General features: G+C 68.9%; 20 protein-coding genes. 14 read left to right on the top strand and 6 right to left on the bottom strand.

The genetic code is table 11. The features are described from left to right. Nucleotides 1-23 precede the first annotated feature (23 nt). Entirely contained in the window at nt 24-1,649 is a 1,626-nt protein-coding gene (locus BM144_RS12615; protein WP_175526009.1) for a Wzy polymerase domain-containing protein, read from the top strand. A gap of 16 nt (nt 1,650-1,665) precedes the next feature. Here the strand turns inward: BM144_RS12615 and BM144_RS12610 are convergent, their stop codons facing one another. Continuing rightward, a complete protein-coding gene (locus tag BM144_RS12610) occupies nt 1,666-2,259 on the bottom strand; it encodes a YqiA/YcfP family alpha/beta fold hydrolase (RefSeq protein WP_092952737.1) in 594 nt (197 codons plus the stop codon). 82 nt (nt 2,260-2,341) lie between these two features. On the opposite strand from BM144_RS12610, the gene rodA reads away from it, so the two are divergent. After that, complete coding sequence (gene rodA / locus BM144_RS12605) at nt 2,342-3,502, top strand: rod shape-determining protein RodA (protein ID WP_092952735.1); 1,161 nt, start codon at nt 2,342-2,344, stop codon at nt 3,500-3,502. A gap of 18 nt (nt 3,503-3,520) precedes the next feature. On the opposite strand, the gene BM144_RS12600 is transcribed toward rodA, so the two are convergent. Continuing rightward, nucleotides 3,521-4,894, bottom strand: coding sequence for an amidase (locus BM144_RS12600; protein ID WP_092952733.1), 1,374 nt, complete (start codon nt 4,892-4,894; stop codon nt 3,521-3,523). Between the two features lie 133 nt (nt 4,895-5,027). On the opposite strand from BM144_RS12600, the gene tldD reads away from it, so the two are divergent. Together tldD and BM144_RS12590 are read left to right on the top strand one after the other, a co-directional pair. Beyond that, the gene (gene tldD, locus BM144_RS12595; RefSeq protein WP_092952731.1) at nt 5,028-6,491 is read left to right on the top strand and encodes a metalloprotease TldD; all 1,464 of its coding nucleotides are present in this window, start codon (nt 5,028-5,030) and stop codon (nt 6,489-6,491) included. 410 nt (nt 6,492-6,901) lie between these two features. Then, nucleotides 6,902-7,468: a hypothetical protein gene (locus BM144_RS12590; RefSeq protein WP_092952729.1), complete on the top strand. Its 567-nt coding sequence runs from the start codon at nt 6,902-6,904 to the stop codon at nt 7,466-7,468. Nucleotides 7,469-7,580: 112 nt separating this feature from the next. Here BM144_RS12590 and BM144_RS22760 read toward each other — a convergent pair whose 3' ends face one another. Beyond that, nucleotides 7,581-7,766: a hypothetical protein gene (locus BM144_RS22760; RefSeq protein WP_139225708.1), complete on the bottom strand. Its 186-nt coding sequence runs from the start codon at nt 7,764-7,766 to the stop codon at nt 7,581-7,583. Between BM144_RS22760 and BM144_RS12585 the strand changes: the two genes are divergently transcribed. From BM144_RS12585 to BM144_RS12575, 3 genes are all read left to right on the top strand, one after another. Continuing rightward, a complete protein-coding gene (locus BM144_RS12585) occupies nt 7,765-8,910 on the top strand; it encodes a 3-deoxy-7-phosphoheptulonate synthase (protein WP_092952727.1) in 1,146 nt (381 codons plus the stop codon). The genes BM144_RS22760 and BM144_RS12585 overlap by 2 nt on opposite strands. Before the next feature lie 37 nt (nt 8,911-8,947). Next, nucleotides 8,948-9,235 carry a hypothetical protein gene (locus BM144_RS12580; protein WP_139225707.1) on the top strand — a complete coding sequence of 96 codons (288 nt, stop codon included), beginning with the start codon at nt 8,948-8,950 and terminating at the stop codon, nt 9,233-9,235. Between the two features lie 154 nt (nt 9,236-9,389). Further along, on the top strand, nt 9,390-9,698 hold the full coding sequence (locus BM144_RS12575) for a hypothetical protein (protein ID WP_092952723.1): 309 nt from the start codon (nt 9,390-9,392) through the stop codon (nt 9,696-9,698). Nucleotides 9,699-9,882: 184 nt separating this feature from the next. Here BM144_RS12575 and mpl read toward each other — a convergent pair whose 3' ends face one another. Next, the gene (mpl, locus tag BM144_RS12570; RefSeq protein ID WP_092952721.1) at nt 9,883-11,295 is read right to left on the bottom strand and encodes a UDP-N-acetylmuramate:L-alanyl-gamma-D-glutamyl-meso-diaminopimelate ligase; all 1,413 of its coding nucleotides are present in this window, start codon (nt 11,293-11,295) and stop codon (nt 9,883-9,885) included. A gap of 192 nt (nt 11,296-11,487) precedes the next feature. Between mpl and BM144_RS12565 the strand changes: the two genes are divergently transcribed. The 7 genes from BM144_RS12565 (at nt 11,488) to BM144_RS12535 (ending at nt 18,470) form a co-directional block, all read left to right on the top strand. After that, nucleotides 11,488-12,090 (top strand): hypothetical protein, encoded by a 603-nt coding sequence (locus tag BM144_RS12565; RefSeq protein ID WP_092952719.1) that lies wholly within the window; start codon nt 11,488-11,490, stop codon nt 12,088-12,090. Continuing rightward, a complete protein-coding gene (locus tag BM144_RS12560; RefSeq protein WP_092952717.1) occupies nt 12,087-12,671 on the top strand; it encodes a TlpA disulfide reductase family protein in 585 nt (194 codons plus the stop codon). The genes BM144_RS12565 and BM144_RS12560 overlap by 4 nt, the downstream gene beginning before the upstream one ends. 109 nt (nt 12,672-12,780) lie before the next feature. Then, nucleotides 12,781-13,230 carry an acetyl-CoA carboxylase biotin carboxyl carrier protein gene (gene accB / locus BM144_RS12555; RefSeq protein ID WP_092952715.1) on the top strand — a complete coding sequence of 150 codons (450 nt, stop codon included), beginning with the start codon at nt 12,781-12,783 and terminating at the stop codon, nt 13,228-13,230. A 265-nt stretch (nt 13,231-13,495) separates the two neighbouring features. Next, nucleotides 13,496-14,845: an acetyl-CoA carboxylase biotin carboxylase subunit gene (accC, locus tag BM144_RS12550; protein ID WP_092952712.1), complete on the top strand. Its 1,350-nt coding sequence runs from the start codon at nt 13,496-13,498 to the stop codon at nt 14,843-14,845. 91 nt (nt 14,846-14,936) lie between these two features. After that, nucleotides 14,937-15,818 (top strand): 50S ribosomal protein L11 methyltransferase, encoded by an 882-nt coding sequence (gene prmA / locus BM144_RS12545; protein WP_092952710.1) that lies wholly within the window; start codon nt 14,937-14,939, stop codon nt 15,816-15,818. Between the two features lie 58 nt (nt 15,819-15,876). Then, complete coding sequence (locus BM144_RS12540) at nt 15,877-17,508, top strand: DUF3426 domain-containing protein (RefSeq protein WP_092952708.1); 1,632 nt, start codon at nt 15,877-15,879, stop codon at nt 17,506-17,508. A gap of 65 nt (nt 17,509-17,573) precedes the next feature. Next, a complete protein-coding gene (locus BM144_RS12535; RefSeq protein WP_092952706.1) occupies nt 17,574-18,470 on the top strand; it encodes a carbohydrate kinase family protein in 897 nt (298 codons plus the stop codon). 186 nt (nt 18,471-18,656) lie between these two features. Here the strand turns inward: BM144_RS12535 and BM144_RS12530 are convergent, their stop codons facing one another. Next, nucleotides 18,657-19,304 (bottom strand): histone, encoded by a 648-nt coding sequence (locus BM144_RS12530; protein ID WP_092953003.1) that lies wholly within the window; start codon nt 19,302-19,304, stop codon nt 18,657-18,659. A gap of 186 nt (nt 19,305-19,490) precedes the next feature. Continuing rightward, a complete protein-coding gene (locus BM144_RS12525; protein WP_092952704.1) occupies nt 19,491-20,687 on the bottom strand; it encodes a ribonucleotide-diphosphate reductase subunit beta in 1,197 nt (398 codons plus the stop codon). Nucleotides 20,688-20,750 lie beyond the last annotated feature (63 nt).

Below are 20,750 nucleotides of genomic sequence, written 5' to 3'. Positions count from 1 at the left end.
GCCCTCCAGGCCCCCACCTTCCGATGACCGCGCCCCTCTCCGCGCCCCCCACCCGTCTCCATTACCTGCTGCCGCCGCTGCTGTCCATCCTTGCCGCGGTGGCCATCGCGCTGCCGTTCCTGTACGGCTACACCGCGGCGCCGTTGTCCAACTTCTGGCCCCTGATCGCGTCGGGGCTCTGCGCGCTGGTGGTGGCCGCGGCGTTCGCGGTGGCCTGGGCCGGCCAGCCCCCCGGGGCTTCGGGTGCCGGGCTGCGCCGGCAGGCCGCGGGTGTCGTGGCGGCCGGGGTGCTGGGCGCCGCGCTGGTGGCGGCGTTCATCGGTCTGGCGCAGTTCTTCTGGGGCGATCCGGGCTGGGCGCCGTGGGTCTATCCCTCCACGCACGGCATCGCCATGGGCAACCTGCGCCAGCGCAACCAGCAGGCCACGCTGCTGTGCATGGGCGTGTGGGCGCTCGCCTGGTGGGTGGCACGGATGCAGGGCGACGCTGCGCAGCCGGGCGAGCCGGGCCGCGGCCTGCGGCCGGGCTTCATCGGGCTCGGCATGCTGGCTTCATGGTCGCTGGCGCTGCTGGCCGCCGGTGCGGCCGCGACGGCATCGCGCACCGGCGCGCTCGAATGGGGCGCCCTGCTCGTGCTGCTGCTGCTCTGGCGCCGCTCCCTCGGCACGCCGGCACTCGCGCTCGGGGTGCTGGGCATCGCCTTCTATGCGGCATTCGCTTGGCTGCTGCCCGTCCTGCTGGAGCGGTGGACGGGATTCGCCGTCGACGGCCTTTTCACGCGGTTCTCGGCCGAGGGTCATGTCTGCGACAACCGCCGGGTGCTCTGGGCCAACGTGGTGCAGCTCATCCTGGAGCGGCCCTTCACCGGCTGGGGATGGGGCGAGCTGTCCTACGCGCACTACAGCACCGAATTTCCCGGCACGCGTTTCTGCCTGCTGGTGGACAACGCACACAACCTGCCCCTGCACCTGGCGGTCGAGCTGGGCCTGCCGTTCGCGCTGGCGGCGTGCGGCCTGGCGCTGTGGCTGGCATGGCGCGCCCGGCCCTGGCGGGAAGCCGAGCCGGCGCGGCAGCTGGCCTGGGGCCTGCTGGCCGTGGTCGGCGTGCACAGCCTGCTGGAGTTCCCGCTCTGGTACGGGCCCTTCCAGCTCGTCGCGCTCTGCGCGCTGGCGCTGCTCTGGCCGGGGCTGTGGCGTGCGCCGGTGCGGGCGGCCTTCCGCACGGCGCTGCTGGGCGCGGGCGCCCTGACCGCCGGGCTCTGGCTGGCATGCGGATGGCTGCTGGTGCGCGACTACCACCGTGTCTCGCAGCTCTACCTGGCGGTGGACCAGCGCGATCCGGCCTTTCGGCACGACACCACGCGGCGCGTGGCGGCATCCACCGTGTTCTTCCGCGACACGCTCGACTTCGCGGTGCTCACGACCACGCAGCCCACGCCGGCCAATGCCGCCGACGTGTACGCCATGGCCCGGCGCATCGTCCACTACTCCCCCGAGCCACGCGTCATCGAGGCGCTGATCGACAGCGCCGCGTTGCTGGGACGGACGGAGGAAGCCGCGCAGCAGATGCAGCGCTACCGCGCGGCCTATCCGCAGGAATACGGCATCTGGCTGCGCAAGCGGCCACCGGCAGCCAGCGCCCCGGGGTGAGGCGCCGCATCCGCAGTCAGGCCAGGCCGCAGAACTCCACCACGGCCTGGATGTGCTGCGCGAAATCGCCGAGGGCATGGTCGCCGCCCTCCAGCAGCAGCACGCGGGCGTGTGCATAGCGGGTTGCCATCTCCCGCCAATCCAGAAGCTCGTCGCCCTTGGCGATGATGGCCAGTTCCGGGCCGGCGGGCGGCAGGCCGGACACTTCCAGCGCGCGCAGCTCGGCGATGTACTCGGCGCGGAAATAGAACGACTCCGAAGGGTCGTGCCAGGCCGTCTGCTGGCCGATGTAGCGTTCCAGGTCGCGGGCCGGGTGGACGGCGGGGTTCAGCAGCACGCTGGCGCAACCCGGCTTCTGCTGCGCCACCCAGCTCGCATAGAAACCGCCGAGCGAAGAACCCACCACGGCCATGCGCGCGGCCGGCCAGTCCGCAATGCCGCTTGCGACCCGGGCCATCGCCTCGCGGGGCGAGGGCGGCAGCTGCGGGCACCAGAAATGCGCGTCCGGCCGGTGGGCGGCCATCCAGTCGGCCATCTGTTGCGCCTTGGCCGAGCGGGGCGACGAACGGAAGCCGTGCAGGTAGAGCAGGTGGGTGGTGGCGTGCGTCATGGCGCGGGATGGCATCGGGGCGGAGCGGGCATTGTGCCGCGCGGCCCTGCCGCGGCCGGGGTGCCCCCGATAATGCCGCCCCATGTCCGCCGTTTTCGACAAGCCCTCCCTGCCGCAGCGCATCCTGCCCCTGTTCCGGGGCTTCGACTGGCCGCTCATCGCGGTCCTGCTGCTGCTGTCCGCGACGGGGCTCGTGGCGATGTATTCGTCGGGCTACGACCACGGCACCCGGTTCTACGACCATGGGCGCAACATGGTCCTGGCGGCGGGCATCCTGTTCGTCGTGGCCCAGATTCCGCCGCAGCGCATCATGCAGCTCGCGGTGCCGCTCTATGCCGCCGGCGTGGCCCTGCTCGTGGCGGTGGCGGTCTTCGGCATCGTCAAGAAGGGCGCGCAGCGGTGGATCAACATCGGCATCGTGATCCAGCCGAGCGAGATCCTCAAGATCGCCATGCCGCTCATGCTGGCCTGGTGGTTCCAGAAGCGCGAAGGCCAGTTGCGCCCGCTGGACTTCGTGGTGGCCGGCGCACTGCTCGCGATGCCGGTGGGCCTCATCATGAAGCAGCCCGACCTGGGCACCTCGCTGCTGGTGCTGGCGGCGGGGCTCTCGGTGATCTTCTTCGCCGGCCTGCCGTGGAAGCTCGTGCTGCCGCCCGTGATCCTGGGCGGCATCGGCATCGCCCTCATCGTCTGGTTCGAGCCCCAGCTCTGCGCCGACGGGGTGCGCTGGCCGGTCCTGCACGACTACCAGCAGCAGCGCATCTGCACACTGCTCGACCCCACGCGCGACCCGCTCGGCAAAGGCTTCCACATCATCCAGGGGATGATCGCCATCGGCTCGGGCGGCCTCTGGGGCAAGGGGTTCATGGCCGGCACCCAGACCCACCTGGAATTCATCCCCGAGCGCACCACCGACTTCATCTTCGCCGCCTACTCGGAGGAGTTCGGGCTGGCCGGCAACATCTTCCTCATCGTCTGCCTGCTGCTGCTGGTGTGGCGCGGGCTGGCCATCGCGCTGGGCGCCGGCACGCTGTTCGGCCGTCTCATGGCTGGAGCGGTGTCGATGATCTTCTTCACGTATGCCTTCGTGAACATGGGCATGGTGAGCGGCATCCTGCCGGTGGTGGGCGTGCCGCTGCCCTTCGTGAGCTACGGCGGCACGGCCATGGTCACCCTCGGGCTCGCGCTGGGGGTGCTGATGTCCATCGCCCGGGCGCAGCGGCAACCGCTGGCCGACAGCTAGCGCAGGCGGCCGCTGCGGTCACTGTTGCGGGTACGGCGCGCGGATGCAGGCCTCCACGGCCCGCCCCACCTGCAGCACGCGGGCATCCGCGCCGTGGAGCCCGGACACCGAAAGGCCCACCGGCAGCTCGCCAGGTCCGGTGCAGGGCAGCGAGAGCGCGCAGCCGTCCAGGAAATTGATCACCGACGTGTTGCGCAGCACCAGCGCGTTGGTGGCGAAGAACGTGGCGTCGTCCGGCTCCAGGGCCGCCCGCTGCGGTGCGCGGATCGCCACCGTGGGCATGAGCCAGGCATCCAGGTGCCCCAGGCGATCGCGCGCCGTGGCCTGCAGCCGCGCCCGCGCGTCCTGCACATCGATGTAGTCCGCCGCCGAGATCGCCTCGCCCCGCCGCGTGCGCTGCGCCACGCGCGCGTCGTAGCGCCGGGCGGTGCCGTCATCGGCCAGGCGGTGGCGGTGCACCTGCCAGGCTTCGGCCGCGATGAGGCCGCCCGCCGCGTTGACCTGCGGGAGGGTGGCCAGCTCCGCGAAGGCCACCCGCTCGATGCGTGCGCCGGCTGCCGACAGCCGCTGCAGCGCCGCGTCGAACGCCGCGGCCACTTCCGGCTCGAGGCCCTCCATGACGAAATCGTCGGTGACTCCCAGCCGCAGGCCCGCGAGCGGCGCCGGGCGGGTGTCGAGCCTTTCGCCGCTGAGCACGGCGTCCAGGATCGCGCAGCAGTCCACGCTGCGTGCCAGCGGGCCGACCGAGTCGAGGCTGCGCGACAGCGGGTAGGCGCCGGTCAGCGGGACCCGGCGCGCGGTCGGCTTGAAGCCGGTGAGCCCGCAGAAGGCGGCCGGGATGCGGACCGATCCGCCCGTATCGGTGCCGAGGGCCGCCGCGGCCAGCCCCAGCGCCACCGTGGCGGCCGCGCCGGAACTCGATCCGCCGGTGATGCGGGAGGGGTCCTGCGGATGGGCGGGTGTGCCATGGTGCGGGTTGAGCCCCAGCCCCGAGAACGCGAATTCGCTCATGTTCGTACGGCCCAGCAGGATGCCGCCCGCGGCACGCAGCCGGGCCACCGCGGGAGCGTCGTCCGTGGCGGGGGCGTTGTCCGCGAACACCGCGGACCCGGCGCCCGTCACCTGGCCCTGCACATCGAAGAGGTCCTTGATGGAGACCGGCAGGCCGGCGATCACCGAAGGCACGGGGCCTGCGGCACGCGCCAGATCGCTGGCCCGGGCCGCTAGGCGGGCCGACTGCGCATCCACCTCGCCGATGTAGGCCGTGCCGCCGGCGGCACGGTGCCCGGCAATGCGCTCCAGGGCCTCTTCGACCAGCCTTTCGCTCGTCGTCGTGCCGTCGTTCAGGGCGCGTGCGAGGGCGCGCAGCGGCGGGAGTGGGCGGGAGGGCATGCGGAAAGTCTCCTGAAAAGTAGCGGGCAAAAGCGCGAAGCGCATTCTTGCAGGCCGAACGAGAGGCCACGCCGCCGTGCGGGATGTGCCCGTGCATCGGACGAGGGCTGCCCCGGGCTTCTAGAATCCGCCCATGATCTCCCGCGAACCGACCATCGAACGCCTGTCCATCGCCCGCCAGCTGCTGCTGGAACCCTTCGGGCTGGACGAAATCCACCTCTCGCGCGCTCTGGCGGAAATCCGGGCGCATCGTGTGGACGACGCGGACCTGTACTTCCAGTACACCCGCAGCGAAGGCTGGAGCCTGGAGGAGGGCATCGTCAAGACGGGCTCCTTCAGCATCGACCAGGGCGTCGGGGTGCGGGCGGTGAGCGGCGAGAAGACGGCTTTCGCCTATTCCGACGACATCTCCGAAGCGTCCCTGATCGACGCCGCGCGCACGGTGCGTTCCATCGCTTCCGCCGCCCAGCAGGGCCGGGCGAAGGTCGCCTCGAGGAAGAAGATCGCGAGCAGCCGGTCGCTCTACCCCGGCGTGGACCCCATTGCCACGCTCGACAGCACGGCCAAGGTGGCGCTGCTGGAAAAGGTGGAGCAACGCGCCCGTGCCAAGGACCCGCGCGTGGCGCAGGTGATGGCGGGCCTGGCGGGCGAGTACGACGTCGTGCTCGTCGCCCGTGCGGACGGAACGCTCGCGGCCGATGTGCGCCCGCTGGTGCGGTTGTCGGTGACGGTGATCGCCGAGCGGGGCGGGCGCCGCGAGGTGGGCTCCGCCGGCGGCGGGGGACGCTTCGGCCTCGCGTATTTCGACGATGCGCAGATCAACCAGTACGTGGACGAGGCCGTGAACGCGGCGCTCGTCAACCTCGAATCCCGCCCCGCGCCGGCCGGAGAGATGACCGTGGTGCTCGGCCCCGGCTGGCCCGGCGTGCTGCTGCACGAGGCCGTGGGCCACGGCCTCGAAGGCGACTTCAACCGCAAGGGCTCGAGCGCCTTCAGTGGCCGCATCGGCCAGCGCGTGGCAGCCAAGGGCGTCACCGTGCTGGACGATGGCACCATCGCCGACCGCCGCGGCTCGCTCAATGTGGACGACGAGGGCCATGCCAGCCAGCGCAACGTGCTCATCGAGGACGGCATCCTCAAGGGCTACATCCAGGATGCGATGAATGCGCGCCTGATGGGCGTGGCCCCCACGGGCAACGGCCGCCGCGAAAGCTATGCGCATATTCCCATGCCCCGCATGACCAACACCTACATGCTGGGCGGCGACAAGGACCCGGAAGAGATCGTGGCCAGCATCCAGCGCGGCCTGTACGCCACCAACTTCGGCGGCGGGCAGGTGGACATCACGAGCGGCAAGTTCGTGTTCTCTGCCAGCGAGGCCTACTGGGTCGAGAACGGCAAGATCCTCTATCCCGTCAAGGGCGCCACCATCGTGGGCAGCGGCCCCGAGTCGCTCAAGAAGGTGACGATGATCGGCAACGACATGGCGCTCGACAGCGGCGTGGGCACCTGTGGCAAGGAAGGCCAGAGCGTACCGGTGGGGGTGGGGCAGCCCACGCTGCGCATCGACGGCCTGACCGTCGGCGGGACGGCATGACCTGACCCTCTGCCCGTGGGGCCGGCCGCGTGCCGGCGGCCCGCGTTTTTTTGCGCAGGCAGAACCACCAAAAGCCCGGCGTGGGCTATCCCGCCGGGCTTTTTTGCGAGCGCCTCCGCGCTGGGGAATCTGCCGTAGCCGTCTGCGTCCCTGGATGCACCCGATGGCCGTACGACAACTGCCGAACGGTCGAGCGAACCAGGCCCCTCGGTTCGGCCCTCACGCGGATTCCGGCCGTGCTCGCCAGCACAGGGAATGCTCCGGCCTGCAAAAGTCTTGTTACATTGGCCCCATGCCTGACGGTCCCTTCCCCGACTGCCGTCCGTGCCTGCCGGGCGGTGCCCCGCAGCCTCGGAAGCAATGCTCGGCCGGGAAGGGGCCGCGCGGCTGAGGTTGCACGCCCCGACACCATGGCCATCACCCGCACGCAGCTCCCCACCAGCCTGCAGACCTTCGGCGATATCAGCCGGCTGCTGCGCGAGGGCGTGGCGGACGAAGATTCGCGGCAGTTCCGTGATGCCCTCACCGCGCTGTCGGGGCTGGTCGAGAAAGCCCTGCAGACCCGCCGGGCGCCCGGCGCCCATCCCGACGCCGTGCTGCAGTGTGCCGGCCAATTGCTCGAAGAGGCCCGAGAGCACCAGCGGTTTCTGACCGGACTGGGTTCGGCGTGGCATGCGCTCTACGAATTCGCCGCCTACGAGAACGCCATGCGCCAGCTCGTCCGCACCACGCTGGCATGGCAGCAAGCCCTGCAACGCCGCAGCCGCAACGAAGCCCAGTGTTTCCAGGCCTTCGAAAGCCATGCGTGGCGTGCGCTCGGGGAGGCCGTGCTCGTCATCGACATGTACGAGCAGGGCGGCATGGGTACCAGTGAGCTGCAAGGCCTGCTGGGCGGCAGCGAGCCGCCGCCCGGGCGCCGACGCGGCTGGTGGGGCCGCCTCGGAGGCTGGCTGGCGCGGGGCCGTGCTGGGCGCTGATCGCCTGTATGCCGCGCCGGACGTGGCTCCTGTCGCCATCGCACAACGCGGCAGTGTGCCGCGCCGCGAAAAAGAGTGCTACATTGCCAGCCATGCCGATTCGCAGCGCGTTTTATTTTTGGTCCTTTTGGTTCTCTGTCCCTGGCGGATGAGAGGTTAGCGCGCAACCACCCAAAGCACCTACCCCCTGACGACCGCCGAAGCTGAAAAGCCCGGCGGTTTTTTGTTTTTCCAGCCTCCCGTTTTCTGTCCCGATCTCTTTCTTTTTCACCGAATCCACCCACGAGGAAGCAGCCATGACGGCCCCAGTCCACTCCGCCCAGTCCGCCAGCGATGCCTGGTACCGCCACGTCGAGAAAACCAGCCAGACCGACGACGAACGTATCAAGGACATCACCGTGTTGCCTCCTCCCGAACATCTGATCCGCTTCTTCCCCATCCGGGGCACGCCGATAGAGACCCTCATCTCCCGCACGCGCCAGCGCATCCAGGACATCATGGCGCGCCGCGACGACCGGCTGCTCGTGGTGATCGGCCCCTGTTCCATCCACGATCCTGCCGCCGCACTGGAGTACGCCCGCCGCCTGCAGTCGGTGCGGGCGCAGTACGCCGACACGCTGGAGATCGTGATGCGCGTGTATTTCGAGAAGCCCCGCACCACCGTGGGCTGGAAGGGCCTCATCAACGATCCCTACCTCGACGAGAGCTACCGCATCGACGAGGGCCTGCGCATTGCGCGCCAATTGCTCATCGACATCAACCGCCTGGGTGTGCCGGCCGGCAGCGAGTTCCTCGATGTGATTTCGCCCCAGTACATCGGCGACCTCATCAGCTGGGGCGCTATCGGGGCGCGCACCACGGAAAGCCAGGTGCACCGCGAACTGGCTTCCGGGCTCTCCGCCCCGATCGGCTTCAAGAACGGCACGGACGGCAACATCCGCATCGCCACCGACGCGATCCAGTCCGCGAGCCGCGGGCACCACTTCCTGTCGGTGCACAAGAACGGCCAGGTCGCCATCGTCAACACGCAGGGCAACCGCGACTGCCACGTGATCCTGCGCGGCGGCAAGACCCCCAATTACGACGCCGACAGCGTGGCCGCCGCCTGCAAGGACCTGGAAGCCGCCAAGCTGCCGCCCACGCTCATGGTGGACTGCAGCCATGCCAACAGCAGCAAGCAGCACGAGCGCCAGCGCGACGTGGCGCGCGACATCGGCGGCCAGATCGCGGGCGGATCGCACAGCATCTTCGGTGTGATGATCGAAAGCCATCTGGTGGCCGGTGCGCAGAAATTCACGCCCGGCAAGGACGATGTCTGCGCGATCGAGTACGGCAAGAGCATCACCGATGCGTGCCTGGGCTGGGACGATTCGCTCGGGGTGCTGGCCGAACTGTCCACCGCCGTCGCGGCGCGCCGCAGCGCCGTGGCCCTGGCGGCCTGACAGCGGACCCTTGCTCATTGCTCAGTCAGGAAGCACCATGCCATCGAATGAAAGCAACGCTGCGGGCAGCACCCCTCCGGACGATCGGCTGGAGGCGTTGAAGGCCTTGCTTGAAGCGTCTCCCGTGTTCCGGGAGATGGCGGATCTGCAGGAGTGGCTGCAGACATTCCGCGCACTGCTCGACATGAAAGTCCGCGTGGACCGCCTGGGCCGGCTGGTGGTTCCCGCGGGCATCCCCGTGCAGGTGCCCGGCAAAGCCGGCCGGGAGAACATCCAGGTCTCCATCGATTCGGACGGCGTGAACTTCAAGGTCGTCCCCCGCTGACCGCACCCGGCCGGCAGGCCGGGGGAGGGGTTTCCCGCGGACCCCGGCGCGAAGGGCCGTGTAAGCTTTTCGGCAGATGCCCGATGCAGCGGGGCCCGGTGCGTGCGGGTGGTGGCCTCCCTGCGTTTCCCTCGACCCGCCGAAAGAGATCCCCATGCGCAGCGAAGTCACCGTCCTCCTCGGACCCGGCCAGGAATTCCGATTCGACCTCGAAGGCGAGGCGCCCATGGCCCACGAGATCGCGCGCCGCTGGCTCGACGACGAATTCGTGCGCCTGGAATGCGAGCCGCTGCGTGCCAGCGGCAAGGTATTGACGGCCGACAAGGTGCTCACGGTGGCGCAGGCCGCAGGGCCTGCGTTGCTGGCCCAGGGCTGGGGCCGCGAATTCGCGCTGGCGGCCACCGCGGCGCTGGCCCGGCCGGTCGTGCGGGTCGATCTGCCGGCCATGGCGATCAGCTACTGATACCGATGCCCGTCAACCGGTGAACGTGGCGGGTTGGGCCCGCTGCGCGGCATGGCGGTCCGCGGCTTCCCGCTGGGTGTCTGGCGCAACGCAGGCCGATGGTGAAGGCCGGGAGCCCGGAGCGTGGCAGGCGTGGATTCGGGGTGAAAAATGCTCCATGCCGCCGTATCTATTCAGAAGTTTGCTATTGTTTTTGTAGCGAATCGAGCAGCTTGGTATGGATGCCCCCGAAGCTGCCGTTGCTCATGCAGACCACATGGTCGCCCGGCCGGGCCGCTGCGGCGATCTGTGCCACGAGCGCATCGACGTCTGCCGCGGTGCGCGCCCGGTCTCCGAGGGGGGCCAGCACGGCGGTCGCGTCCCAGTCCAGCCCTGCCGTGTGGCAGAACGCCAGGTCGGCGCTTTCCAGGGCCCACGGCAGCTGCGATTTCATGGTGCCCAGCTTCATCGTGTTGCTGCGCGGCTCGAAGGCGGCCAGGATGCGCGCCTGCGGGCCGAGGCGGCGGCGCAGGCCGTCGAGGGTCGTGCGCAGTGCGGTGGGGTGGTGGGCGAAATCGTCGTACACCGCAATGCCGTTGGCCGTGCCGCGCAGTTCCATGCGTCGCTTGACGTTCTGGAACCGGGCCAGCGCCGACGCCGCGTCGGCGGGATCGACGCCCACATGCTCGGCCGCGGCGATGGCCGCCAGAGCGTTGAGCTGGTTGTGCACCCCGGTGAGCGCCCACTCCACGCGCGCCACCGGGCGGTCGCCCCGCAGCACGTCGAAGGCCTGGGGTTCGCCCCGGGCGGAGAAATCGCTGACGGCGGCGCCGAAGCTGGCCACGCCGCTCCAGCAACCTTCGTGCAGTACGCGGGCCAGGCTTTCTTCGAGGCCGTTGACCACCACGCGCCCCGAAGGCGGCACGGTGCGCACGAGGTGGTGGAATTGCCGCTCGATCGCGCGCAGGTCGTCGAAGATGTCGGCGTGGTCGAATTCGAGGTTGTTCAGCACGGCCGTGCGTGGGCGGTAGTGCACGAACTTGCTGCGCTTGTCGAAGAAAGCGGTGTCGTATTCGTCGGCTTCGATGACGAAGAGCGGCGCGCTGCCGGCCGGCCCGTCCGAGGCCACCGGCCGCTGCGCCGTGCCCAGCCGCGCGGACACGCCGAAATCGAGGGGCACGCCCCCCACCAGAAAGCCGGGCTGCAGCCCGGCGCATTCCAGGATCCAGGCCAGCATCGAGGTGGTGGTGGTCTTGCCGTGCGTGCCGGCCACGGCCAGCACGTGGCGCCCCTGGAGGACATGCTCGGCCAGCCACTGGGGGCCGCTGGTATAGGGCGCGCCCGCATCCAGGATGGCTTCCATCAGCGGGAACTTGGGGCTGCCATCGGCCAGCCGTGCGCGGCTCACCACGTTGCCCACCACGAACATGTCCGGCGCCAGATCGAGCTGCCCGGCACCATAGCCCTCGATGAGCTCGATGCCCAGCGCCCGCAGTTGGTCGCTCATCGGCGGGTACACCCCGGTATCGCAGCCCGTGACCTTGTGGCCGGCTTCCCGCGCCAGCGCGGCCAGGCCACCCATGAACGTTCCGCAGATGCCCAGAATGTGTATATGCATGGGCGCCGATTCTACGGTTGGGGTCCGGCCCGCCCGGTGCCGCCGCCGAGGCTGGAAGCGCTGCTATTTTTTCAGGAGTGTGCACGGCAGGCGCCTGCCAAGACCCCGCGCACCGCGGGCGCATTGGACGCCGCGCGGCGGTGGCTCCGCGCCACAATGCAGGCTTCTTCTCCTTCCGCCCGGGACGCCGCCATGCCCAACGCCCTCGCCCCCGAGATCGCCAACGCCGCCGCCCGCCTCGTCGTCGAGGAGGGAATGGAGTGGGGGCCCGCCAAGCGGCGGGCCGTCCGCCAGCTGGGGCTGCCGGCCCGCACCGCGCTGCCCGACAACGACCTGGTCGAAGACGCCGTGCGCGAATACATCGGCCTCTTCTGCGCCGACACCCAGCCGGCCGAGCTGCGCGCGCTGCGCGAGCTGGCCCTGCTCTGGATGGAGCGCATGGCCGAGTTCCGGCCCCACCTGGGCGGAGCGGTGTGGTACGGCACGGCCACGCGGCTTTCGGACATTTACCTGCAGCTCTTCTGCGATGACTGCAAATCGGCCGAGATCTCGCTCATCGACCACCATGTGGATTACGAACCCCGCACGGTCACGGGCTTCCACGGCGAATCGGTGGAAGCGCTGAGCCTGTCGAGCCACTCGCCCGCGCTGGGCGAGGCGATCGGTGTGCACTTGCTTGTCTATGATCTGGACGATCTGCGCGGAGCGCTCCGGCCGGACTCGCGCGGTCGGGTCCAGCGGGGCGACGTGCGGGCCGTGCGCAAACTTCTGGACAACGAGGACACGCCTTCATGACCGATCTTCCCGAGGCCCCGGGCCAGGGCGCCGGCACACCGCCGCCCCAGAGCCCTTCGCGGCGCCGCGCGCTCTATGCCGGCGCGGCGGTCGCAGCCGCTGCGGGCGGTGCCGGCCTGGCCTGGTGGCGCCTGCAGCCCCATGCGGTGGAGCCGGGCGCCGAGGCCGCCCTGTGGGCGCAGCGCTTCGACGCGCCGCAGCAGGGCGCCGCGGCGCTCGACATGCAGGCGTTCCGGGGCAGGCCCATGCTGGTGAACTTCTGGGCCACCTGGTGCCCGCCCTGCGTGGAAGAGCTGCCCATGCTCAACGCTTTCTATCGCGCGCATAAAGAGAAGGGCTGGCAGGTCGTCGGCCTGGCCATAGACCAGCCCTCGGCGGTGCGCCAGTTCCTGGCCCGCGTGCCCCTGGATTTCCCGGTCGGGCTCGCAGGCCTGCAAGGAACCGACCTGGGGCGCAGCCTGGGCAACCTCACGGGAGGCCTTCCATTTACCGTGCTTTTGGGCGCAGATGGCAGCATTCGGCACCGTAAAATGGGCCAGGTCACCGCCGAAGACCTCACCCAGTGGGCCTCGCTGGCCTGAAGTTCCTGTCTTTCCATATGAAGATAATGGAATTTGCGCCAGGATAGGGGTTGAAGGCATAAATTGGGGTAAATTCGCGCCCTATTTCGTTTTAGGCGTTGGAGTCCCCATGGATTTGCGAAAACTCAAGACCTTGATTGACCTCGTTTCCGAGTCGAATGTGTCGGAACTCGAGATTACCGAGGCGGAAGGCAAGGTTCGCATCGTCAAGAGCGGTGGCGCTGTCGTCCAGCAATTCGTGGCGGCCCCGGTGGCCGCTCCCACCGCCCCGGCGCCCGCAGCCGCCGCGCCCGTGGCCGAGCTGCCCGCCCCTGCCGCACCCGCCGGCCACATCGTCAAGTCGCCCATGGTGGGCACGTTCTACCGGGCGTCCAGCCCCGGCGCCAAGTCGTTCGTCGAAGTGGGCAGCCAGGTCAAGGAAGGCGACACCATCTGCATCATCGAGGCCATGAAGATCCTCAACGAAATCGAAGCCGACAAGACCGGCACGGTCACGCGCATCCTGGGCGAGAACGGCCAGGCCGTCGAATACGGACAACCCCTGTTCGTCATCGAATAAGCTCCCGGCGCCGCGTTCCCCGTTGATGCCTGCCGCAAACCAGGACACTTCCGTTGAAAGAGATCCTCGTTGCCGCCCCGGCGGCCATGCCGCAGGCAGGTGGGGCGGGCCGCAGTGGCGCATGCCAGTGCGCGGGCGTTGAATCGCCGGAAAGCCATGTTTAAAAAGATCCTTGTCGCCCACCGCGGCGGTCGCGCCGCAGGCAAGGCGAAGCAGATCGCAGTGGCGCACGCCAGTGCGCGGGCGATGAACCGCCGGAAAGCCTATGTTTAAAAAGATCCTTGTTGCCAATCGCGGCGAAATCGCCCTGCGCATCCAGCGCGCCTGCCATGAGCTGGGCGTGAAGGCCGTGATGGTGTATTCCGAGGCCGACCGAGACGCCAAGTACGTCAAGCTGGCGGAAGAGGCGGTGTGTATCGGGCCGGCGCCCTCGCCGCTGTCCTATCTCAACATGCCGGCCATCATCTCCGCGGCGGAAGTGACCGATGCCGAGGCGATCCACCCCGGCTACGGCTTCCTCTCCGAGAACGCCGACTTCGCCGAGCGCGTGGAAAAGAGCGGTTTCCAGTTCATCGGCCCCACCCCCGAGTCCATCCGCACGATGGGCGACAAGGTGTCTGCCAAGCAGGCCATGATCCGCGCAGGCGTGCCCTGCGTGCCGGGGTCGGAGGGCGAGTTGCCCGAAGACCCGGTGCAGATCCGCCGCATTGCGCGCACCGTCGGGTATCCGGTGATCATCAAGGCGGCAGGCGGCGGCGGTGGCCGCGGCATGCGCGTGGTGCACACCGAGGCGGCCCTGGTCAACGCCGTGCAGATGACGAAGGCCGAAGCCCAGGCGGCTTTCGGCAACCCGGCCGTGTACATGGAGAAGTTCCTCCAGAACCCGCGCCACATCGAGATCCAGATACTCGCGGACAAGTTCAAGAACGCGGTGTACCTGGGCGAGCGCGACTGCTCCATGCAGCGCCGCCACCAGAAGGTGATCGAGGAGGCCCCGGCCCCCGGCATCCCGCGCAAGCTCATCGAGAAGATCGGCGAGCGCTGCGTCGCCGCCTGCAAGAAGATCGGCTACCGCGGCGCCGGCACGTTCGAATTCCTCTACGAGAACGGCGAGTTCTATTTCATCGAGATGAACACGCGCGTGCAGGTCGAGCATCCCGTGACCGAATGGATCACCGGCGTGGATATCGTGAAGACGCAGATCATGGTCGCCGCTGGCGAAAAGCTGCCGTTCACCCAGCGCCAGATCGAGATCCGGGGCCACGCGATCGAGTGCCGCGTGAATGCCGAAGACCCCTACAAGTTCACGCCATCGCCGGGCCGCATCACCATGTGGCACGCACCGGGCGGCCCCGGCGTGCGCGTCGATTCGCATGCCTACACCAACTACTACGTGCCGCCGAACTACGACTCGATGATCGGCAAGATCATCGTGCACGGCGACACGCGGGAGCAGGCCCTGGCGCGCATGCGCACCGCGCTGTCCGAGACGGTGGTGGAGGGCATCAACACCAACATCCCGCTGCACCGCGAGTTGATGGTGGATGCCAAGTTCGTCGCCGGTGGCACGAACATCCATTACCTGGAAGAGTGGCTGGGCGCGCACAAGCGCTGACCGGTGCCGGCCCGCCACCGGCCCCAGGCATGCTGGCATTCCGGCGACGGGTGCCAGCATTGTCGTTTTTGCAGCAAGGAGATTGCCGTCCATGTTTGAGCTGAGCCTGTTGTGCCCCGAAGAGCGGGTGGAAGCCCTGAGCGAAGCCCTCGAGGCGCTCGATGCACTGAGCGTTTCCGTCGAGGACGCAGACGCCCAGACCGATGCCGAGCAGGCGCTTTTCGGCGAGCCGGGCATGCCGCCACCCAAGGACGGATGGCAGCGCAGCCGTGTCGTGGCGCTGTTCCCGACACACGGGGCGGCCGGCGAGGCCCGCGCGCTGCTGGAGGTGCAGGATTTCTTCGAAGGCTGCCGCATCCTGGGCATCGCCGAAGTGCAGGACCAGGACTGGGTGCGGCTCACGCAGTCGCAGTTCGCTCCGGTGGATATCACTCCCGATTTCTGGATCGTGCCGACCTGGCACGAGCTGCCGGCCCAGGCCGTGCGCAGCATCCGCCTCGACCCGGGGCTGGCCTTCGGTACCGGCACGCACCCCACAACCCGCATGTGCCTGCGCTGGATCGCGCACCGCGGTGGCGGTTTCGGCCGCGTGCTCGACTATGGCTGCGGCTCGGGCATCCTGGCGATCGGCGCCGCCAAGTTCGGCGCGGCCGATATCGATGCGGTGGACATCGACCCTGCGGCGGTGCAGTCGACCCGCCTCAATGCCGAAGCCAATGGCGTCGCGCTGAAGGCAGGCTTGCCCGATGCGGCGCAGGGCCAGTACGGCACAGTGCTGGCCAACATCCTCGCCACACCGCTCAAGGTGCTGGCACCGCTGCTGTGCGCCCACGTGGCCCAAGGCGGGCACCTGGTGCTGGCGGGCATCCTGGAGCGCCAGGCCGAGGAACTCAAGGAGGCCTACGCGCCGTGGCTTGCCCTGCAGGTGAGCGACACCGAGGACGGCTGGATCCTGATGACGGCATCCCGCTGATGCGCACGCCGCGCGCAGCCCCTGGCCGCCGCGGAGCGCCCCCTACAATCCCGAGCCGATGAGCCAGATCACCCGATGCCCTGCCTGCGGCACGACCTTCAAGGTCGTCGCGGACCAACTGCGCATCTCCGAGGGCTGGGTCCGCTGCGGGCAGTGCAAGGAAGTGTTCGACGCCTCCGCGCACCTCGTGGCGCCTGCTGCGCGTCCGGGAGAATTGCTGTCCGACATGGCATTGCCGCAGGGGCCCCGTGCCGCCCCTCGGCCCGAGCCCGTGCCGCAGGTGGCCTGGGGCCGCCCGCCGGCCCCCGGGGCTTCGCCTGCGGCCAGCCGCCCGGTGGCACCGCCGGCCGCGCAATCCGTGGCCGTACCGCCGGCGTCTCCTGCCGCGGCCAGTCCACTTGCCGTGCCCGCGGCCCCGCCGGTGGTGGTTCCTCCCGTGGCCGTTGCGGCCGCGGTGCCGGCCTTTCTCTCGGCGCGGTCGCAGGGTGCGGCGGCTGTGGACGGGTCTGCCGGAGATGCCGAATGGAGCCTGGAGCCGCTGTCGCCCCTGGCATGGCGGGTACGGCCGCCCGCGGCGGTTCCACCGCCTCCTGCGATGGCTCCAGTCCCTCTTCCATCTGCCGATGCTGCTGTCGCGGGCGTTGCCGTGGTCCCCCAGCCGCCCCTGGCTCCGCCGGCGGAACCCGGGCGTGCGGCGGCGGCCCCTGCGGTCCCCGAGGCGGCGGCCGAGCGCGAGTCGCTGGGCGGGTACGAACTGCCTTTTGCCGAATTGCGCGATTCCGGCTGGCCGGAAGAGGCCGACGCCGGCGAAGAAGAGCCGCCACTGGAAGGCCTGCCGCTGCCGGGACGGCCGAGCGCGCACTCCTCCGCCCCGCCGGACGAAGGTGGCGGGCCGGACGGCGATGACGATGACGATGACGATGGGGTGGAGCAGGCGGTCGCGATGGAGCTTGCACACGAGGGGATCGATACCGATACGGACCCGGTGGACATGGCGACGCAGGCGATGCCGCTGCCCTCGCCGGTGGTGGCGCAGGGTGCCGCTGCGGCCAGTCCGGCGCCTTCGGTGTGGCGGTCCGCGCGCGATGCCTCCGCGGCCCCGGGTACCCACGGGTCCGGTTGGCGCCGCGGTGCAGGCGACGACGAAGACGAAGACGACGATGGCCCATCCTCCGACGAACCCGGCTTCGTGCGGGCCGCGAGGCGCAGGGCCTGGTGGCGCCGCCCCGGGGTGCGCATCGGCCTCGGTGTGGCGGGCGTGCTGTTGCTCGGCGGGTTGCTGTTGCAGGTCGGGCTGCAGGAGCGGGACCGCCTGGCGGCCCAGTACCCCGCGATCCGGCCTGTGCTGCAGGTGCTGTGCGCACCGCTGCAATGCCAGCTCTCGGCACCCCGGCGCATCGCCGACGTGGTGATCGACAGTTCATCCTTCAACAAGGCGCGGGGGGATGGCTACCAGCTCGCCCTCACCATCAAGAGCCGTGCGGATTTTCCGGTGGCCATGCCGGCCCTGGAACTGACCCTGACCGATGCGCAGGAGCAGCCCATCCTGCGCCGGGTATTGATGCCCCAGGAACTGGCGGCGCCGACGGAGCTGGCGCCGGGCGGGGAGTGGGGCGGTGCCTGGCCCGTCAACGTGGGTGCGGCGGGCGCACGCGTGGCCGGCTACCGGCTGCTCGCTTTCTATCCCTGAGCCGGCGGTGATCGCGTGCCCGGGTCTTTTCTTGCTTTTTTCTTTTTCAGACCGACAGGACTTTCATGGCTGCCTTGATTTGCGGTTCCCTGGCTTTTGACACCATCATGACGTTCGAGGGCCGCTTCGCGGAGCAGATCCTGCCCGACCAGTTGCACATCCTCAACGTGTCGTTCCTGGTGCCTTCGCTGCGGCGGGATTTCGGCGGCTGTGCGGGCAACATCGCCTACAGCCTCAAGCTGCTGGGCGGCGAGCCGGTGCCCATGGCGATGCTCGGCAGCGATGGTGCCGACTACCTCCAGCGGCTGCGGGACCTCGCCATCGATACCCGCCACGTGGCGCAGGCGGACGAGACCTACACCGCGCAGGCGCTCATCATGACCGACCGCGACAACAACCAGATCACGGCTTTCCACCCCGGGGCCATGATGCTGGCCCACCGCGCCCGCATCGTTGCGGAGCCGGACCTGCGCGTGGCGATCATCGCGCCGGACGGCCGTGACGCGATGATCGAGCACGCAGCGCAATGCCAGGCCGCGGGTATTCCGTTCGTCTTCGATCCGGGCCAGGGGCTGCCGATGTTCAACGGCGAGGAACTCGCCCGCTTCATCGAGCAGGCGAGCTGGGTGACAGTGAACGATTACGAAGGCCGCATGCTGTGCGAGCGCACGGGATGGAGTTTTGCCGAGATTTCGCGCAAGGTGCGGGGCCTGGTCGTCACGCTGGGTGCGCAGGGCTGCGAGGTCTGGGAAGACGGTGTGGGCACGCCCGTGCCGGCCGTGCAACCCGCCGAGGTGGTGGACCCCACCGGGTGCGGCGACGCATGGCGCGGCGCGCTGCTCTTCGGGTTGGAGCGGGGCTGGTCCCTTGCGCGGTGCGCCGCGCTGGGCAACCGCCTGGGCGCGCTCAAGATCGCCCAGCGGGGACCGCAGAACTACACGCTGGATTTCGAGCCGTCCTGATGCGGCAGCAGGGGGGCGGCGCGTCCCGGTGATCGCCTCCGTCCGGGCAGACCCGGGCAAGGTGCCTGCGGCCCAGCGGATGGCTGCCCCGCCGCCAGGATCGGCAGCCCATGAAAAAACCCGGTGCATGCACCGGGTTGTTCTTGGGTACCTCGCGTGCCTCGCAGGAGGCGCGCGGAAGGTGCCTCAGGGCTTGCCGCCCGTGGGAAACGGCCATGCAGCCTGCGGGTTCAGCGTGGTTTGCGCAGCAGGGGCAGGTGCGGGGGCAGCAGCGGCGGCCGCTTTGGCAGCAGCCTTCTTGGGGGCTGCCTTGGCCTTCTTCGCGGCGGGGGCGGCTTTCTTTGCAGGGGCTGCAGCAGCCTTCTTGGTCGTGGCTGCCTTCTTCGCCGCCGGTGCAGCGGTGGACTTCTTCGCCGACGCCGCCTTCTTGGCAGGCGCAGCAGCCTTCTTCGCGGGGGCCGCGGCCTTCTTTGCCGGTGCAGCAGCCTTCTTGGCGGTCGTGGCCTTCTTCGCAGGTGCGGCAGCCTTCTTCGCTGGAGCCGCCTTCTTTGCCGGTGCTGCAGCCTTCTTCGCTACGGCAGTCTTCTTGGCGGGTGCAGCGGCCTTCTTGGCAGGAGCCGCAGCCTTCTTCGCTGGCACGGCCTTCTTGGCGGCCGCTGCCTTCTTCGCAGGTGCCGCGGCCTTCTTGGCGGGTGCAGCGGCCTTCTTTGCCGGAGCCGCAGCCTTCTTGGCCGGTGCAGCGGCCTTCTTGGCTACCGTGGCCTTCTTGGCTGGAGCCGCTTTTTTCGCGGCGGGGGCTGCCTTCTTGGCGGTGGTCTTTTTCGCAGTTGCCATCATTTTCTCCTTGGGTCGATTTGCAAAGAGCGCTCCGTGCCTGCATTGGACAGGAAGCGATCCATGGCGGTGGGCGCGTTGCAGCACCCACCGCCATGAACACGGGAACGCCCCGCGCGGCAGGGTTCTTGCGAACTGCCGGTGCGGGGCGTGGAATGAAAATACATGGCCTGGAATACCGGGGTGCTAATCCCAGGACAATGCGCCGCCGGACTGGTACTCGATGACGCGCGTTTCGAAGAAGTTGCGTTCCTTCTTCAGGTCGATCATCTCGCTCATCCAAGGGAAGGGGTTTTCCTCGTTCGGGAACAGCGCCTCCAGCCCGATCTGCGTGGCACGCCGGTTGGCGATGTAGCGCAGATAGCCCTTGAACATGGATGCGTTCATGCCCAGCACGCCGCGGGGCATGGTGTCCTCCGCGTATTGGTACTCCAGCTCGACGGCCTTCATGAAGAGGTCCTTGATCTCTTCCTTGAAATCCGCGGTCCAGAGGTGCGGGTTCTCCAGCTTGAGCTGGTTGATCAGGTCGATGCCGAAGTTGCAGTGCATCGATTCGTCGCGCAGGATGTACTGGTACTGCTCGGCGGCACCGGTCATCTTGTTCTGGCGCCCGAGCGCGAGGATCTGCGTGAAGCCGACGTAGAAGAAGAGGCCTTCCATGAGGCAGGCGAACACGATGAGCGACTTCAGCAGCGTGCGGTCGGTCTCGGGCGTGCCGGTCTTGAACTCGGGGTCCATGATCGCCTCGATGAAGGGGATCAGGAACTCATCCTTGTTGCGGATCGAATCGACCTCGTTGTAGGCGTTGAAGATCTCGCTTTCGTCGAGCCCGAGCGATTCGACGATGTACTGGTAGGCGTGCGTGTGGATCGCTTCCTCGAACGCCTGGCGCAGCAGGAACTGGCGGCATTCCGGCGCGGTGATGTGGCGGTACGTGCCGAGCACGATGTTGTTGGCGGCCAGCGAATCGGCCGTCACGAAGAAGCCCAGGTTGCGCTTGACGATGCGGCGCTCGTCTTCGGTGAGGCCGTTGGGATCTTTCCAGAGCGCGATGTCGCGCGTCATGTTCACCTCCTGCGGCATCCAGTGGTTGGCGCAGGTGGCGAGGTATTTTTCCCAGGCCCACTTGTACTTGAAGGGGACGAGCTGGTTGACGTCGGTCTGGCCGTTGATGATGCGCTTGTCGGCGGCATTCACGCGGCGGTGCTGTGTGGCGGCAGGTGCCGCTTGCGACGTTGCGGAGGTGGGTGCGGCTGCGGCAACGGGTTGCAGCGCAGGGGTCTGGAGAGACGCGGGGGACAGCACGTCCTGACGGTGGCCTTGCAGACCGCCGTCCAGAGGTTTCTGTGATGAGGGCTTGACTTCTTCGTCCCAGTTCAGCATAGGTCTTCCAGTGGTCGGATTATGAAAGCAGCGCTGCAAAAATAAAAGCACTGCAGCGTGGCG

It is taken from the genome of Paracidovorax konjaci (genome assembly GCF_900112675.1).
Lineage (GTDB): Bacteria > Pseudomonadota > Gammaproteobacteria > Burkholderiales > Burkholderiaceae_C > Paracidovorax > Paracidovorax konjaci.
Note: the sequence above shows the minus strand (reverse complement) of the source record. Positions and strands in the feature narration are given on the sequence as shown.

What these genes read in the sequence shown, in the direction of transcription:
- BM144_RS12615 (WP_175526009.1), top strand. Translation starts at nt 24, where the DNA reads ATGACCGCGCCCCTCTCCGCGCCCCCCACCCGTCTCCATTACCTGCTG.
- rodA (WP_092952735.1), top strand. Translation starts at nt 2,342, where the DNA reads ATGTCCGCCGTTTTCGACAAGCCCTCCCTGCCGCAGCGCATCCTGCCC.
- BM144_RS12530 (WP_092953003.1), bottom strand. Translation starts at nt 19,304, where the DNA reads ATGGCAACTGCGAAAAAGACCACCGCCAAGAAGGCAGCCCCCGCCGCG.
- BM144_RS12610 (WP_092952737.1), bottom strand. Translation starts at nt 2,259, where the DNA reads ATGACGCACGCCACCACCCACCTGCTCTACCTGCACGGCTTCCGTTCG.
- accC (WP_092952712.1), top strand. Translation starts at nt 13,496, where the DNA reads ATGTTTAAAAAGATCCTTGTTGCCAATCGCGGCGAAATCGCCCTGCGC.
- mpl (WP_092952721.1), bottom strand. Translation starts at nt 11,295, where the DNA reads ATGCATATACACATTCTGGGCATCTGCGGAACGTTCATGGGTGGCCTG.
- BM144_RS12525 (WP_092952704.1), bottom strand. Translation starts at nt 20,687, where the DNA reads ATGCTGAACTGGGACGAAGAAGTCAAGCCCTCATCACAGAAACCTCTG.
- BM144_RS12540 (WP_092952708.1), top strand. Translation starts at nt 15,877, where the DNA reads ATGAGCCAGATCACCCGATGCCCTGCCTGCGGCACGACCTTCAAGGTC.
- accB (WP_092952715.1), top strand. Translation starts at nt 12,781, where the DNA reads ATGGATTTGCGAAAACTCAAGACCTTGATTGACCTCGTTTCCGAGTCG.
- prmA (WP_092952710.1), top strand. Translation starts at nt 14,937, where the DNA reads ATGTTTGAGCTGAGCCTGTTGTGCCCCGAAGAGCGGGTGGAAGCCCTG.
- BM144_RS12575 (WP_092952723.1), top strand. Translation starts at nt 9,390, where the DNA reads ATGCGCAGCGAAGTCACCGTCCTCCTCGGACCCGGCCAGGAATTCCGA.
- BM144_RS22760 (WP_139225708.1), bottom strand. Translation starts at nt 7,766, where the DNA reads ATGGCTGCTTCCTCGTGGGTGGATTCGGTGAAAAAGAAAGAGATCGGG.
- BM144_RS12585 (WP_092952727.1), top strand. Translation starts at nt 7,765, where the DNA reads ATGACGGCCCCAGTCCACTCCGCCCAGTCCGCCAGCGATGCCTGGTAC.
- BM144_RS12580 (WP_139225707.1), top strand. Translation starts at nt 8,948, where the DNA reads ATGCCATCGAATGAAAGCAACGCTGCGGGCAGCACCCCTCCGGACGAT.
- BM144_RS12600 (WP_092952733.1), bottom strand. Translation starts at nt 4,894, where the DNA reads ATGCCCTCCCGCCCACTCCCGCCGCTGCGCGCCCTCGCACGCGCCCTG.
- BM144_RS12560 (WP_092952717.1), top strand. Translation starts at nt 12,087, where the DNA reads ATGACCGATCTTCCCGAGGCCCCGGGCCAGGGCGCCGGCACACCGCCG.
- BM144_RS12565 (WP_092952719.1), top strand. Translation starts at nt 11,488, where the DNA reads ATGCCCAACGCCCTCGCCCCCGAGATCGCCAACGCCGCCGCCCGCCTC.
- tldD (WP_092952731.1), top strand. Translation starts at nt 5,028, where the DNA reads ATGATCTCCCGCGAACCGACCATCGAACGCCTGTCCATCGCCCGCCAG.
- BM144_RS12590 (WP_092952729.1), top strand. Translation starts at nt 6,902, where the DNA reads ATGGCCATCACCCGCACGCAGCTCCCCACCAGCCTGCAGACCTTCGGC.
- BM144_RS12535 (WP_092952706.1), top strand. Translation starts at nt 17,574, where the DNA reads ATGGCTGCCTTGATTTGCGGTTCCCTGGCTTTTGACACCATCATGACG.